The organism is Burkholderia diffusa, from assembly GCF_001718315.1.
Lineage (GTDB): Bacteria > Pseudomonadota > Gammaproteobacteria > Burkholderiales > Burkholderiaceae > Burkholderia > Burkholderia diffusa_B.
In genome coordinates, this window is the sequence record NZ_CP013363.1 from 642,101 (window position 1) to 657,456 (window position 15,356).

Sequence of the window (15,356 nt, forward strand, 5' to 3'; positions counted from 1 at the left end):
TCGATGACGGCACGTGAAGGACGCGCGCCGCTCGCGCGGCGCGTTGCGGCGTACGGCGCGATGGGGCTGGCGGCGATCGCCGGCGTCGCAATCTGGAGCGGCACGGCGTCGCATCGCGGCGCCGATGCGACGCATACGTCGGCCGACGCGGCGGTGCTCGGCGGCGCGAGCGCCGCGCCGCCGCAGGCCGCATTGCCCGCGAGCGCGGGCTTGCCGCCGCCGCTCGCCGGTTCCAGTGCGCCGAGGCTGCCGCTCGATGCGGGCGGCCATCTTGCGAAGTCGCGCACGGTGCGCGATTTCTTCGACTACTGCCTGACTGCGCGGAGCGACCTGAGCGCGGCCGCGCTCGATGCGCTCGTCGTGCGCGAGATCGCCGCACAGCTCGACGGCACGGTCGCGCAACCCGAGGCGCTCGACGTCTGGCATCGATATCGCGCGTATCTCGACGCGCTCGCGAAGCTGCCGGAGGCGGGCGCGGTCGACAAGTCCGACCTCGGTGCGTTGCAGGTCGCGCTCGATCAGCGCGCGTCGATCGCATCACGCGCGCTCGGCGACTGGAGCCAGCCGTTCTTCGGGGAGGAGCAGTGGCGTCAGCGCTACGATCTCGCGCGGCTGAAGATTACGCAGGATCGCACGCTGACGGATGCGCAGAAGGCGGAGCGGCTCGCGGCGCTCGCGCAGCAGATGCCCGCCGACGAACGCGCGGCACGGCAGAAGGCCGACCGGCAGCAGGCCGCGATCGACCAGATTGTGCAATTGCAGAAGAGCGGAGCGAGGCCGGACTCGATGCGCGCGCAACTGGTGCAGACACTCGGACCCGAAGCCGCCGCGCGCGTCGCGCAGATGCAGCAGGACGACGCATCGTGGCAGAGCCGCTATGCCGACTATGCGGCGCAGCGTGCGCAGATCGCCGCGGCCGGATTGTCACCGCAGGATCGCGACGCGCAGATCGCGGCGCTGCGGCAGCGCATGTTCAGGAAGCCCGGCGAAGCGATGCGCGCCGCATCGCTCGACCGCGGCGCGGCAGCCGCGCAGTGATGCGCGGTCATGCCGCGCGCGTGAAGTGCCGCGGCAGATGCTGTTCGATGGTGGCCGCAAGCGTGTCGAACGCGGGGCCGATGCCTTCGTGCGCGACGCACGCATAGCCGAGCAGCAGTCCGCGCCGAGCGGTGTCCCGGTTGCTGTAGTAGCTGGTCAGCGGACGCACGATCACACCGGCGTCGAACGCGCTTTGCGTGACCGCGCGATCGTCGCACGTATCGGGCAGGCCCAGCACCAGATGCAGTCCCGCCTCGTCGCCCATCACGGGCAGCGCGTCGCCGAAGCGCGCATGGATCGCATCGATCAGCAATTGCCGGCGCTCGCCGTACAGCGTGCGCATCCGCCTGACGTGCGAAGTCAGGTGCCCGTCCATGATGAATTCCGCGAGCACGGCCTGCTGCATCAGCTGGCCCTCGCGATACAGCTCCGACAACCCGGTGCGGAACGTGTCGACCAGATGCTCCGGGACGACCATGTACCCCATCCGCAGACCCGGGAACAGCATCTTGCCGAGGCTGCCGACGTAGATCACGCGGCCGCCGTCGTCGAGCCCCTGCAGCGACGCGAGCGGCCGGCTGCCATAGCGGAATTCGCTGTCGTAGTCGTCCTCGATGATCCAGCAGCGGTGCTGGCGTGCGTACTCGAGCAGCATTCGGCGCCGCGCGAGGCTCATCACCATCCCGAGCGGATACTGGTGCGACGGTGTGACGAGCACGAGCCGCGGCGGGTGCTGCATGTCGCTCGCGCCCGGATCGATGCCTTCCTGGTCGACCGGCACCGGCGTGAGCGCGAGGCCGGTCGCCTGCAGCACGCTGCGCACGCCCCAGTAGCACGGCTCCTCGACCCACGCGCGGTCGCCGATGTCGGACAGCAGCCGCACGGCGAGGTCGATCGACTGGTGGATGCCGGTCGTGATGATCACCTGGTCCGGCGAGCATTTGACCGAGCGCGCGACGCGCAGGTAGTCGGCGAGCGCGCGGCGCAGCGGCCGGTAGCCGCCGCCCGGCGCATACGTCAGCAACTCTGGATTCGCTTCCTTCCACAGGCGCGCCTGCAGGCGGCTCCATGTCCGGCTCGGGAATTCCGACACGTCCGGCACGCCCGGCATGAACGCACCCCACTGGCGCCGCGACACGCCCGCGTGTTCGATCAGCTGCCGGCCGCGCATCGACAGGCAGCCTTGCGCGTCCTGCTGCGCTGCCGCGCCGGCGTCGGACGGCGGAGGCGTGGCGCCCGGCACGCGGATCGCGGCCGCGTCCGGGCGCGTATCGGCCACGTAGGTGCCGCTGCCGGTCGTCGTCAGCACGTAGCCTTCGGCCGTCAGCTGGTCGTACACGTGCAGCACGGTATTGCGCGCAATCGACAGGTCTGCCGCGAGCGTGCGCGAGCTCGGCAGCTTTGTTCCTGGCCCTAATTCCCCGGTGAGAATCGCTTGCTGCATCAGTTGCAGCAGCTGTCGGTACATCGGCTCGGACGAGCTGCGGTCGAGACGGGCGGAGAGCCAGTCGGCCAGGATCACGGTATCCAAAGTGGTCCTACTAGGAATATTGAAATGGTTCCCTATTGTAGAACCGTGCCCGCCGTATAGTGGGTCCATCTCAAAAACATTTGTCGCGCAGCAAGGGGACAGCCACGATGAAGTCCGATGATGTGATCGTCAGCTTTCGCGGCGTGCGGAAGACCTACGACGGCGAGACGCTGGTCGTCAAATCGCTCGACCTCGACATCCACCGAGGGGAATTCCTGACGCTGCTCGGGCCGTCCGGCTCGGGCAAGACCACCTGCCTGATGATGCTGGCGGGGTTCGAGTTTCCGACCGGCGGCGAGATCCGCCTCGACGGCGAGTTGCTGAACACCGTGCCGCCGCACAAGCGCAACATCGGCATGGTGTTCCAGAACTACGCGCTGTTTCCGCATCTGACGGTCGAGCAGAACGTCGCGTATCCGCTGTCGGTGCGCAAGCTGCCGGCGGCCGAGCGCGAGGCGCGCGTCGCGCATGCGCTGAAGATGGTGCAGATGGAGCGTTTCGCGAAACGCTATCCGGCGCAGTTGTCGGGCGGCCAGCAGCAGCGCATTGCGCTCGCGCGGGCGCTCGTGTTCGAGCCGAAGCTCGTGCTGATGGACGAGCCGCTCGGCGCGCTCGACAAGCAGTTGCGCGAACACATGCAGTACGAACTGAAGGCGCTGCACGAGAAGCTCGGCGTGACGTTCGTCTACGTGACCCACGACCAGGGCGAGGCGCTCACGATGTCCGATCGCGTCGCCGTGTTCGACAAGGGCATCGTGCAGCAGCTCGATACCGTCGACCGCCTGTACGAATCGCCGTGCAACGAGTTCGTCGCGAACTTCATCGGCGACAGCAACCGGCTGCGCGGCACCATCGCGCGCATCGACGGCGAGTTCTGCGAATTCCGGCTCGACGACGGCACGCAGCTCGTCGGTCGCCGCATCGGCGACGCGGCCGAAGGTGCGCCGGCCGTCGCGTGTATCCGGCCCGAACGCATGAGCCTCGCGAACGGGCACGCGAACGGCACGGCCAACCGCGTGACAGGCGAGGCGCGCAGTCTCATCTATTTCGGCGATCACGTGCGCATGCGCTGCGCGCTGCCGGGCCAGGACGAATGTTTCGTGAAGGTGCCGCTCGGCACGGGCGCGCTCGACGCGTTCGCGCCTGGCGCGCCGGTATCGCTCGCATTCGCGCCCGAGCATTTGCGCGTATTCGCCTGACGCAGGATTTTTCCCGCTTTATCGCAGCACGTCGTCAACAACAACTGCCCACTTCCACCACGAGAGGAGAGGAACCACCATGAACGGAGCAAGCACTACCGCGCGTCGCACCGCGCTCGCACTGGCGCTCGCCGTCGTCGGCGCATCGGCCGCGGCGGCCGAACTCACGGTCGTCAACTTCGGCGGCGCGAACGGCGACGCGCAGAAGGCCGCATTCAACCAGCCGTTCGAAAAGGCCACCGGCAACAAGGTCACGGCCGTCGAATACAACGGCGAGCAGGCGAAAGTGAAGGCGATGGTCGAGGCGAAGCACGTCAACTGGGACGTGGTCGAAGTCGAGTCGGGCGACCTGAACCGCGGCTGCGACGAAGGGCTTTACGAGAAGCTCGACTGGTCGAAGATCGCGAAGAAATCCGACCTGATTCCCGAATCGCCGCAGGTGTGCGGCGTCGGGTTCTTCGTGTGGTCGACCGCGCTGTCGTACAACGCGGACAAGCTGAAGACCGCGCCGACCGGCTGGGCCGATTTCTGGAACGTGAAGAAATTCCCCGGCAAGCGCGGCATGCGCAAGGGCGCGCGCTACAACCTCGAGTTCGCGCTGATGGCCGACGGCGTCGCGCCGAAGGACGTGTACAAGGTGCTCGGCACGAAGGCTGGCCAGGACCGGGCGTTCAAGAAGCTCGACGAGCTCAAGCCGTACATCCAGTGGTGGGAAGCGGGCGCGCAGCCGCCGCAGTTCCTGGTGGCCGGCGACGTCGTGATGTCGACCGCGTACAACGGCCGTATCGACGCCGCGCAAAAGGAAGGCAAGAACCTGAAGGTCGTGTGGAACGGCAGCATCTACGACCTCGACTACTGGGCGATTCCGAAGGGCTCGCCGAACAAGGCGCTGGCCGAGCAGTACATCGCGTACACGTTGACGCCGAAGCCGCAGCAAGGGTATGCGCAACACATCGCGTACGGCCCCGCGAACATCGCGGCGATCAAGTCGCTCGACGCGAAGACGCTCGCGAACCTGCCGAACTCGCCGGCCAACGGCAAGAACGCGGTGCTGGAGGACATCGGCTTCTGGACCGACCACAGCGACGAGCTCGAGCAGCGCTTCGCCGCATGGGCGACGAAGTAACCGCTACTCAGGTGTCCTGATGCAACCTGCCGCGCGGCGCATCGACTGCGTCGCGCGGCATTCCGCCGGATCGAGCCCGGCCGGAGAGAACCGTTGAACACGATGACGATCGCTCCTTCCTCGCCGTCGACAGCCGCGCTCAAGCGCGAGCTGAAGGCCGCCGAGGCCCGCAAGCGCACGATGGCGTTGCTGCTGATCGCGCCGCTCGCGATCTTCCTGCTGCTCATCTTCGTCGTGCCTATCGGCACGCTGCTCACGCGCGCGGTGCAGAACCCCGAGATCGCGACCGCGTTGCCCAACACGGTCGCCGCGCTGTCGGGCTGGGACCGCAAGGCGCCGCCGGCCGATGCCGCTTACGTCGCGCTCGCGGCCGACATGACGAAGGTCGCCGACAGCGAGGCGATGGGCGCGCTCGCGCGGCGCCTGAACACCGAGATTCCCGGCTACCGCTCGCTCGTCGCGAAGACGGCGCGCGCGATGCCGCTGAAAGGCGACAACGACGCGGCGCTGACGCCCGCGCAAACGCGCGCGAAACTGATCGACCTCGATTCGCGCTGGGGCGACGTTGCATACTGGCAGTCGATCGCGAAGAACGGCAGCCAGCTGTCGCCGTTCTACCTGCTCGCCGCGCTCGATCACAAGCAGGACGGCTTCGGCCAGATCGTGCAGGCCGATCCCGATCAGTCGATCTATCTCGCGATCTTCGGCCGCACGTTCGTGATCGGCGTCGCGGTCACGCTGTTCGCGCTGCTGCTCGGCTATCCGCTCGCGTACTGGATCTCGACGCTGTCGGAGCGCCGCGCGAACCTCGTGATGATCCTCGTGCTGATCCCGTTCTGGACCTCGGTGCTGGTGCGCGTCGCCGCGTGGATCGTGCTGCTGCAGAGCGAAGGGCTCGTGAACAAGGCGCTGATCGGCAGCGGGCTGATCTCGCATCCGCTGACGCTGCTGTTCAACCGCGTCGGCGTGTACATCTCGATGACGCACATCCTGCTGCCGTTCATGATCCTGCCGCTCTACAGCGTGATGAAGTCGATCCCGCCGACTTACCAGCGCGCGGCCGTGTCGCTCGGCAGCCACCCGTTCGCCGCGTTCTGGCGCGTGTACGTGCCGCAGACCTATCCGGGCGTCGGCGCCGGCGCGCTGCTGGTGTTCATCCTGGCGATCGGCTACTACATCACGCCCGCGCTGCTCGGCGGGCCGAACGACCAGATGGTCAGCTACTACGTCGCGTACTTCACGAACGTGACGATCAACTGGGGCATGGCGTGCGCGCTCGGCGGGTTGCTGCTCGCGGCGACGCTGGTGCTCTATGCGGTGTACGGGCGCTTCACGCGCACCAACGTGAGCCTCGGCTGAGCGCCGCGCATAACGAAACGGGAAGGGGATGCCGACCATGAAACTCGCCAGGCCGCTGTTCGCGCCGCACATGTCGTTCGTCGAGCGCGCGTGGTATGTCGCGCTGCGCGTGCTCGTCGTGCTGACGCTGCTGTATCTGATCCTGCCGGTGCTTGCGATCGTGCCGCTGTCGTTTTCGTCGAGCACGTTCCTCGTCTATCCGATCCCGGGCTTCTCGACGCGCTGGTACGAGAACCTGATCGCGTCGGACGAGTGGCGGATGGCCGCGAAGAACAGCTTCATCGTCGCGCCGTCGGCGACCGTCGTCGCGACCGTGCTCGGCACGCTCGCCGCGATCGGCCTCACGAAGACGGACTTCCGCGGCAAGGGGCTCCTGATGGCCGTGCTGCTGTCGCCGATGATCGTGCCCGTCGTCGTGGTCGGCGTCGGCATGTATCTGTTCTTCGCACCGCTCGGGCTCGCGAATACCTACACGGGGCTGATCGCCGCGCACGCGGCGCTCGGCGTGCCGTTCGTCGTGACGACGGTCGCGGCGACCTTGCAGGGCTTCAACCAGAACCTGGTGCGCGCGAGCCTGTCGCTCGGCGCCAATCCCGTCACGACGTTCTTCCGCGTGACGCTGCCGGTGATCGCGCCGGGCGTGATGTCCGGCGCGCTGTTCGCGTTCGCGACGTCGTTCGACGAAGTCGTCGTCACGCTGTTCCTCGCAGGCGCGGACCAGACGACGCTGCCGCGCCAGATGTTTACCGGCATTCGCGAGAACATCAGCCCGACGATCGCCGCGCTCGCGACGATCCTGATCATCTTCTCGACGAGCCTGCTGCTCGCGCTCGAATGGCTGCGCGGACGCAACGCGCGGCGCGCGGTGTCGTGACGGCCGCAACCGCAGCGTCCGGTGTAGCGTCGATGGTTGCGATCACAACGATGCCGCGCACTCGATGGGGCGCACCGAAGCTTTCGTTTCGCTGACTGACGACGCGGTTGCCTGCACGCTCGACGAGGCTCTGCAACAATACGGCACGCGGCGACGCGCGTTCCGTGCCTGCAGTATGGGCGCCGGTGCCGCGCCGCTCAATCCGCGACGCTGCGCGTCGCTCGTCAGCCGAGCCTCATCTTGTCAGAATTCGCATCCTCTGCCGGCACCCGCGAGCCGGTCGTCAACTGGCGCGCGATGTCCGCGGTGCTGCTGGCCGTCGCGCTCGCGACGCTCGACACGGCAATCGCGAACACCGCGCTGCCCGCAATCGCCACCGACCTGCATGCGTCGCCGGCCGCGTCGGTGTGGATCATCAATGCCTACCAGCTCGCGATGGTGGCGACGCTACTGCCGTTCGCGTCGCTCGGCGACATCGTCGGTCACAAGCGCGTATACGTCGCGGGCCTCGCGGTGTTCACGCTCGCGTCGCTCGGCTGCTCGCTCGCGGCGACGCTGCCGCAACTGACGGCGGCGCGGATCGTGCAGGGTTTCGGCGCGAGCGCGATCATGAGCGTGAACGTCGCGCTGATCCGCAACCTGTTTCCCGCGCACCGGCTCGGGCGCGGCGTCGGCTTCAACGCGCTCGTCGTCGGCGTGTCGTTCGCCGTGGGGCCGACGATCGCGTCGCTGATCCTGTCGGTGGCCGCGTGGCCGTGGCTGTTCGCGGTGAACATGCCGCTCGGCGTGCTCGCGCTCGCCGTGGCGATTCCGTCGCTGCCGCAGACGGCGCGCGGCAAGCATGCGTTCGATCCGCTCGCCGCGCTGTTCAACGTGATCACGTTCGCATCACTGATCTTCGCGCTTGGCGAATTCGCGCAGCGGGGGCCGCTGTCCGCCGTGTTCGTGGCTGCCGCAGTCGCGCTCGCGTTCGGATCGCTGCTGATCCGCCGCCAGGCCGGGCACCCGGCGCCGATGCTGCCGGTCGATCTGTTCCGCCGACCGGTGTTCACGCTGTCCGCACTGACGGCCGTATGCGCGTTTGCCGCGCAGGGGCTCGCGTTCGTGTCGTTGCCGTTCTACTTCGAAACCGTTCTGCATCGCGACGCAGTGGAGACCGGCTTCCTGATGACGCCGTGGTCGGCGATCGTCGCGCTCGCCGCGCCAATCGCGGGTCGGCTGTCCGATCGTTACCCTCCCGGATTGCTCGGCGCGATCGGGCTCGCACTGCTGAGTGCGGGAATGGTGTCGCTCGCCGCGTTGCCGGCGACGCCGAACGTCATCGACATCGGCTGGCGGATGATGCTGTGCGGCGCGGGCTTCGGCTTCTTCCAGTCACCGAACCTGAAGGCGTTGATGTCGAGCGCGCCGCCCGAGCGCAGCGGCGGCGCGAGCGGCATCATCGCGACCGCGCGATTGATCGGGCAGGCGACCGGCGCGGCGCTCGTCGCGCTGTCGTTCGGGATCGCCGGACGTCACGGGCCGACGCTCGCGCTGATGCTCGGCGCGGGCTTTGCCGGCGCCGCCAGCGTCGCGAGCGGGCTGCGGCTCTTTGCGCCGTCGCACCGGGCCGGCGTGCCGGTCGCACCGGTCACGGCGACGCCGGCGAAGGAGCGGGCGTCGCAGTAGCGTTCCGCGCCCGCCCGCTGCTCGCGAGTTTCCCGGCCGGCGCGCGGTGAACGACCGCCGCGCACCGGCCTTCGCATCACGCTCAGAAGCCGCCCGTCTGGATCAGCTTGTTGAGGTTCGCGATGTTCAGGCTGCCGAAGCCGGTCGTCAGATCCCAGCCGCTGCCTGCGTTGTAGCCATACCCCTGATAGCCGTTGTTCCCCGACACGACGTCATAGCGCACGAGCGACGGGTTCGACGGAATATCCGCGTAGAACTTGCCGGCCGGGAAGCCGAGACCCGTGCCGTTCGCCGCGAGCAGGCGCGCCCAGAAGCCGGTGAAGATCGGCGCGGCGAGGCTCGTACCGCCGATCTGCTGCAACTGGCCGTAGTTGTAGATGTATGCGCCCGTGCTTTGCGCGGCGTCGAACGACACATCCGGCAACTGGCGATTGCTGCCCGACTGCCATGCCGGTGCCGGCAGGACCGTGCTGACGCCGCCGCCCGTCGCCCACAGCTTGCCGTTCGCGTCGAGACCTTCGTTCCACACCGTTTCGTTCGAGAATGCCCCCGCCGACGTGGTGTACAGCGTCGTGCCGCCGATCGCGAGCACGTGCGGCGACGCGGCCGGCCACGACACCGTGTAGTTCGCGCCATCCGGATAGCCGCGGTTGTTGCATTCGTACACGCCTTCGTCGCCCGACGATACCGAGAATGTCTGGCCTTGCGCGGCGGCCGTCGTAAAGATCTGTTCCTCGGCATCGATCGTGCCGTCCGCGTTCGCGTCTGTCTCGCACCAGCCGAGCGACACGTTGATCACCTTCGCGGTGTTGTCCGACACCGCTCGGTTGAACGCCTGCGTGAGCCCCGTGTTGCCGGCCGCGTTCAGGTCCGCCATGTAGAACACCAGCTTGCCGACCTGGCCGCCGGCCGAGCCGACGATCGACTGGCTGTCGAGATCCCATTCGCCCTGGCCGTCCTGGTCGTCGCTGTAACTGCCGCTCGTGCCGGTGCCGTTGGTCTTGACGGTCTGCGTCGTGACCGTGCCGTAACCGTTGCTCGACGTGAACTGCTTCAGATCCTGCAGCGTCTGCGATACGCCGCCAATCGTGATGATGCCGACGGTCACGCCGGCCGCGGTCGGCACGCCGGCCGCGTTGTAGAGGCCCGGGAATTCCTTCGGATAGTGGCCGGTGGCCATGCCGGCCGCGAGCGCTTGCGGCTTTGCGACGTTGCCGATGCGCAGCATCGGCCGTGCGCGCGCGACGTTCTGCAGCCCGAGCACCGAGCCGACGACGTCGCCGAGCGCACGCGGCACCTGCGCGGTCGACGCGTTCGCGAAGCCCGAGCGGCCCGCGTACTGGAAATGCACGAGCGACGTGTTGAACGCGGTCTTCACCGTGCCGGCCGTGCCGCGCGCGGACACCAGCAACCGGTTCGGCGCCACTTCGATGTTCACGAAGCCGCTCTTGCGCAGATAGTCGACGACCGACTTCACCTGAGCATCGGTCGGTGCGTAGGTGGCGAGGAACTGCTCATGCGTCAGGTACTGACGGTAATGCGCGTTGCCGGGCCGGTTCACGTCGTGCGCAAGCTGCTTGAGTTGCGCGGCATTGCGAAGCTTCAGGCTGACGACGATGTCGGTCGTCTCGCCGGCCGCGAGTTCGAGGGACGGCGCCGCGCTGCGCGCCATCAATTGCGGGCCGGTGAGAAAGGCCTTCGTGTGAGTGTCGACCCAGTCCGTCGTCGCATGCGCCGCGCCGGCGGCGAGCACGAGCGGCCACGCGCACGCGAGGCGGCGGGGTGACGGAAGGGGGCGGGCAAACCAGGCGTTCCTTTTCATCGGGAGTCCTTTTTAGGAGAGACGACGTTGCTGGAGCCCCCGGCCCTTGTGGGGCCGCGAGCGGTGACGAGCGTAGGGCGTCGGTGCCGTTCAGGTAGCTGCCAGTTTCCATAGCTGTCAGTTCTGACATCGGCGTGTTCGCATGCGCGCGCGGCGTCGCAGGTGCACGCGGCATCGGTACCGGCGGAGGGAACCGGTTCGCGACGCGATCGCGCTGCGGTCGACGGCGTTTGCACGCGCGACTCGTTCGTTGCGGTATCGGAATGCGCGTGATCGCGGAGCGAATCTCCGCGAGCGCGCATCGCGTGCGGCCGGACGCCGGCGGGTCGCGCGTTGCACTATGTGGTCAAGCATCGCCATGACGCCAACGCAAAGCCGCCGCGATGCTCGGATGCACAAAAACGGGGCCAGTCGATTGCGAGCGTTTCCCGAACTGTGGAACAGCGCGTTCCCGAGTCTTGCAGCGTGCTTTCGGTTCGCGGGCGGGATGGGTCGATTAGAGGAAATGCTCGAATGCGGACGATGGCGCCGGCTCGGCGCGCCAGGGATGTCCATCGCAAGCCGGTTCATTGCCGCCCGGCCCGCTCCGGCAAACGAGCGCGCTGCAGGACCGAACGACGTCACCCGCAAAATTCCTCCTTGAGGCGCACCGTTCGCCCGCTATCCTTCAATCCATAACCATCGGGTTATTGATTCGAACATGCAAAACGCTCACGACATGCTTTTCAGGACGCTTGCCGATCCCACACGCCGCGCGCTCTTCGAGCGGCTGTGCGAGGAGGGCGAGTTGACTGTCGCCGCGCTCACGGCGCATGCAGGCGTGTCGCAGCCGGCGGTATCGAAGCATCTGGGCGTCCTTAAGCAGGCCGGGCTCGTGAGCGACCGTCACGAGGGCCGGCAGACGCACTACAGCGCGCAGCCGCAGGCGCTGACTCCGTTGATCGACTGGACCAGCCAGATGGCCGGCTTCTGGCAGAACCGGTTCGACGCCCTCGAAGATCTGCTCAAAAGGATGGATCAATGAACCAGGCCACTACCGAAACGCGTACCGTCGTCGTCGAACGGGAATTCCCGCATCCGCCGGAGAGGATCTGGCGTGCGCTCACGCAACCGCACCTGATCGAGGCGTGGCTGATGCAGAGCGATTTCGAGCCCGTCGCGGGCCGCGCATTCAGCTTCCGTGCGGACTGGGGTTCGGTCGACTGCAAGGTGCTGACGATCGAGCCTCAGCGCGTGCTTTCCTATACATGGGCCGCGTATGGCCTGGAAAGTGTCGTCACGTGGACGCTCACGCCGACGTCGGGCGGTACGCTGCTGCGCATGGAGCAGGCCGGCTTCCGCGCGGATCAGGAGCAGGCATATCGCGGCGCGCAGCACGGGTGGGTGCGATTCTTCGAGTCGCTCGAACAGGTGCTGGCGCGTCCCGATGGAGAACCGGAGGTCGGGGCATGAGCGCAGCGGACCTGGAGCCGTCGGCACGCATCGACGCGCTGATCGCGGGCATCGCCGACTGGCGCGGCAAGACGTTCGCCGACCTGCGCGAGACGATCCTTGCCGCCGAAGACGGCATCGTCGAGGAATGGAAATGGATGGGCAGCCCGGTGTGGTCGTGCGACGGGATGATCGCGGTCGCGAACGCACACAAGGGCAAGGTGAAACTCACGTTCATGCACGGTGCGCACCTGCCCGATCCCGACGGGCTATTCAACGCAGGGCTCGACGGCAATGCGCGCCGCGCGATCGATTTCCTCGAAGGCGACACGCTCGACAAGCGAGCGCTGAAGCGCCTCGTTCGCGCGGCGATCGACTACAACCGTGCGCATCTGAAGAAGAACGTGCGGGCACGCGCGGGGGGCAAGGAGCGCGGCGACAAGGCCGCATGACGTACCGGCGACATTGCGCTCCCGCCGCGCGCGCATAAAAAAAAGCCCGACACGAGGTCGGGCATCCAAATCGGCCGCAACCGCCGCGAGGCGGCTGCGGCACCTGCAAAAGCAGGACGCTTACGCTGCGAGCAGCGAGCGCAGCACGAACGGCAGAATACCGCCGTGCTTGTAGTAGTCGACTTCGATCGGCGTATCGATGCGCAGCAGCACCGGCACGCGGGTCGCTTCGCCGTTCTTGCGGTGGATTACGAGCGTGACGTCCTGCTGCGGCTTGAAGTCGTCGCCGAGGCCTTCGATGTCGTAGGTTTCTTCGCCGGTGATGCCGAGCGACTGGACGCTGTCCGAGCCCTTGAACTGCAGCGGCAGCACGCCCATGCCAACCAGGTTCGAACGGTGGATCCGCTCGAAGCTGCGTGCGATCACGGCCTTTACGCCGAGCAGTTGCGTGCCCTTCGCGGCCCAGTCGCGCGACGAGCCCGTGCCGTATTCTTCGCCCGCGAACACGACGGTCGGCGTGCCGGCGTCGACATACTTCATCGCCGCATCGTAGATCGACAGTTGTTCGCCGCTCGGCTGATGAATCGTCAGGCCGCCTTCGACGCGCGTACCGTCCGCCTTCGCCGGGATCATCAGGTTCTTGATCCGCACGTTCGCGAACGTGCCGCGCATCATCACGTCGTGGTTGCCGCGGCGCGAGCCGTAGCTGTTGAAGTCGGCCTTCTGCACGCCGTTCTCCTTGAGCCACTTGCCTGCCGGCGAGTCTTCCTTGATCGAGCCTGCCGGGCTGATGTGGTCGGTCGTGACCGAGTCACCGAAGATGCCCAGTGCGCGCGCGCCCTGGACCGTCGGGATCGAAGCGGCCGGCTCCATCGAGAAGTCGTTGCCGAAGAACGGCGGCTCGGCGATGTAGGTCGACTTCGGCCAGTCGTAGACCTGGCCCGTTTCGCCCTCGATCTTGCTCCAGAGGTCGCCCTTCTTGGTCAGCTTCGAGTAGTTGTCCTCGAACTTCTTCGGATCGAGCGCGAACTTGAGCAGCGCGTGGATTTCCTCGCTGGTCGGCCAGATGTCGCCGAGGTAGATGTCGTAGCCGTCCTTGCCCTTGCCGACCGGCTCGGTCATCAGGTCGCGCGTGATGTTGCCGGCGATCGCATAGGCGACGACCAGCGGCGGCGACGCGAGGAAGTTCGCGCGGATGTTCGGATGGATGCGCGCTTCGAAGTTGCGGTTGCCCGACAGCACCGCAGCCGCGACGATGTCGTTCTTCGTGATCGCTTCGTTCAGTTCCGGCGTCAGGTCGCCCGCGTTGCCGATACAGGTCGTGCAGCCGTAGGCGGCGACTTCGAAGCCGAGTTTCGCGAGGTAGGGCAGCAGGCCCGTCTTCGTCAGGTATTCCGTGACGATGCGCGATCCCGGCGCGAGCGACGTCTTGATGTGCGGCGCGACGGTCAGGCCGGCTTCGACGGCCTTCTTCGCGAGCAGGCCGGCGGCCAGCAGCACGCTCGGGTTCGACGTGTTCGTGCACGACGTGATCGCGGCGATCAGCACGTCGCCGTTCTTCACGTCGACGCCGTTGCTCGTCGTGTACTGCGCGTTCAGGTCGTCCGCCTTCTTCGCGAAGCCGTTTTCCGCGACCGGCTTCGAGAACAGCTCGGTGAACGTCGACTTCACGTTGCCGATCTCGATGCGGTCCTGCGGGCGCTTCGGGCCCGCCAGCGACGGCGCGACCGTTGCCAGGTCGAGCGTCACCGTCTTCGTGTAGTCGATGTCGCCGGCCTTCGGAATGCCGAACAGATTCTGTGCCTTGAAGTAGTTCTCGAACGCGGCGATTTCCGCCTTCGTGCGGCCCGTGCCTTCGAAGTATTCGATGGTCTTTTCGTCGACCGGGAAGAAGCCCATCGTCGCGCCGTATTCCGGCGCCATGTTGCCGATCGTTGCACGGTCCGGCAGCGACAGCGACTTCGTGCCTTCGCCGAAGAACTCGACGAACTTGCCGACGACCTTCTCCTTGCGCAGCATCTCGGTGATCGTCAGCACCAGGTCGGTGGCCGTCACGCCTTCGCGCAGCTTGCCCTTCAGCTCGACGCCGACGACGTCCGGCGTCAGGAAGTACACCGGCTGGCCGAGCATGCCGGCTTCCGCCTCGATGCCGCCCACGCCCCAGCCGACCACGCCGATGCCGTTGATCATCGTCGTGTGGCTGTCCGTGCCGACGAGCGTGTCCGGGTAGTACACGGTGTCACCGCCGTCCGCCTTCTTGTGGACGCCGCGCGCGAGATACTCGAGGTTCACCTGGTGGACGATGCCGACGCCCGGCGGCACGACCTTGAACGTATCGAACGCCTGCATGCCCCACTTCATGAACTGGTAGCGCTCGTTGTTGCGCTGGAATTCCAGCTTCATGTTCAGGTCGAGCGCGTCTTTCTGGCGGAAGTAGTCGATCTGGACCGAGTGGTCGACGACGAGATCCACCGGGACCAGCGGCTCGATCTTCTTCGGGTTCTTGCCCGAGCGCTCTGCCACACCACGCATGGCCGCGATGTCGGCGAGCAGCGGCACGCCCGTGAAGTCCTGCAGCACGACGCGCGACACCACGAACGGGATCTCGTCGACACGCTTCGCGGTCGGCTTCCAGTTCGCGAGCTGCTCGATGTGTTCTTCGGTGATCTTCTTGCCGTCGTAGTTGCGCAGCACGGACTCGAGCACGATACGGATCGACACCGGGAGGCGCTCGATCTTCGTCTTCAGTTCCTTGCCGAGCTGCGGCAGCGAGTAGAACTTGCCTTTGCCGGAACCGCTGTCGAATTCCTTGAGGGTCTTGTGGAGATTGTGGGCCATGGTGATTTTCCTGGGTTT

The 15,356-nt window shown here is 66.9% G+C and carries 12 protein-coding genes; 9 read left to right on the top strand and 3 right to left on the bottom strand.

The genetic code is table 11. From position 1 onward, the window contains the following. Positions 1 to 3: 3 nt before the first annotated feature. The gene (locus tag WI26_RS18335) at positions 4 to 1,038 is read left to right on the top strand and encodes a lipase secretion chaperone (protein ID WP_069226748.1); all 1,035 of its coding nucleotides are present in this window, start codon (positions 4 to 6) and stop codon (positions 1,036 to 1,038) included. Positions 1,039 to 1,045: 7 nt separating this feature from the next. Here the strand turns inward: WI26_RS18335 and WI26_RS18340 are convergent, their stop codons facing one another. Continuing rightward, positions 1,046 to 2,569, bottom strand: a complete 1,524-nt coding sequence (locus tag WI26_RS18340; protein ID WP_069226749.1) for a PLP-dependent aminotransferase family protein — start codon at positions 2,567 to 2,569, stop codon at positions 1,046 to 1,048. 107 nt (positions 2,570 to 2,676) lie between these two features. On the opposite strand from WI26_RS18340, the gene WI26_RS18345 reads away from it, so the two are divergent. The 5 genes from WI26_RS18345 to WI26_RS18365 all read left to right on the top strand — a co-directional run bounded on the left by WI26_RS18345 (position 2,677) and on the right by WI26_RS18365 (position 8,795). Then, the gene (locus WI26_RS18345; RefSeq protein ID WP_059466438.1) at positions 2,677 to 3,768 is read left to right on the top strand and encodes an ABC transporter ATP-binding protein; all 1,092 of its coding nucleotides are present in this window, start codon (positions 2,677 to 2,679) and stop codon (positions 3,766 to 3,768) included. Positions 3,769 to 3,847: 79 nt separating this feature from the next. Next, entirely contained in the window at positions 3,848 to 4,894 is a 1,047-nt protein-coding gene (locus WI26_RS18350) for an ABC transporter substrate-binding protein (RefSeq protein ID WP_059510125.1), read from the top strand. A gap of 102 nt (positions 4,895 to 4,996) precedes the next feature. Further along, positions 4,997 to 6,253, top strand: coding sequence for an ABC transporter permease (locus tag WI26_RS18355; protein WP_059466710.1), 1,257 nt, complete (start codon positions 4,997 to 4,999; stop codon positions 6,251 to 6,253). A 37-nt stretch (positions 6,254 to 6,290) separates the two neighbouring features. Continuing rightward, positions 6,291 to 7,127: an ABC transporter permease gene (locus WI26_RS18360; RefSeq protein ID WP_059466709.1), complete on the top strand. Its 837-nt coding sequence runs from the start codon at positions 6,291 to 6,293 to the stop codon at positions 7,125 to 7,127. Between the two features lie 240 nt (positions 7,128 to 7,367). Continuing rightward, complete coding sequence (locus tag WI26_RS18365; RefSeq protein ID WP_081334298.1) at positions 7,368 to 8,795, top strand: MFS transporter; 1,428 nt, start codon at positions 7,368 to 7,370, stop codon at positions 8,793 to 8,795. A gap of 82 nt (positions 8,796 to 8,877) precedes the next feature. Here the strand turns inward: WI26_RS18365 and WI26_RS18370 are convergent, their stop codons facing one another. Continuing rightward, entirely contained in the window at positions 8,878 to 10,617 is a 1,740-nt protein-coding gene (locus WI26_RS18370) for a S53 family peptidase (RefSeq protein ID WP_069226751.1), read from the bottom strand. Positions 10,618 to 11,317: 700 nt separating this feature from the next. On the opposite strand from WI26_RS18370, the gene WI26_RS18375 reads away from it, so the two are divergent. The 3 genes from WI26_RS18375 to WI26_RS18385 are packed head-to-tail and all read left to right on the top strand — an operon-like array spanning position 11,318 to position 12,500. Further along, complete coding sequence (locus WI26_RS18375; protein ID WP_039319058.1) at positions 11,318 to 11,641, top strand: ArsR/SmtB family transcription factor; 324 nt, start codon at positions 11,318 to 11,320, stop codon at positions 11,639 to 11,641. Beyond that, entirely contained in the window at positions 11,638 to 12,069 is a 432-nt protein-coding gene (locus WI26_RS18380; protein ID WP_069226752.1) for an SRPBCC family protein, read from the top strand. The genes WI26_RS18375 and WI26_RS18380 overlap by 4 nt, the downstream gene beginning before the upstream one ends. Then, positions 12,066 to 12,500, top strand: a complete 435-nt coding sequence (locus WI26_RS18385; RefSeq protein WP_059916100.1) for a DUF1801 domain-containing protein — start codon at positions 12,066 to 12,068, stop codon at positions 12,498 to 12,500. The genes WI26_RS18380 and WI26_RS18385 overlap by 4 nt, the downstream gene beginning before the upstream one ends. A gap of 120 nt (positions 12,501 to 12,620) precedes the next feature. Here WI26_RS18385 and acnA read toward each other — a convergent pair whose 3' ends face one another. Next, on the bottom strand, positions 12,621 to 15,338 hold the full coding sequence (acnA, locus tag WI26_RS18390) for an aconitate hydratase AcnA (RefSeq protein WP_059539893.1): 2,718 nt from the start codon (positions 15,336 to 15,338) through the stop codon (positions 12,621 to 12,623). Positions 15,339 to 15,356: the final 18 nt, after the last annotated feature.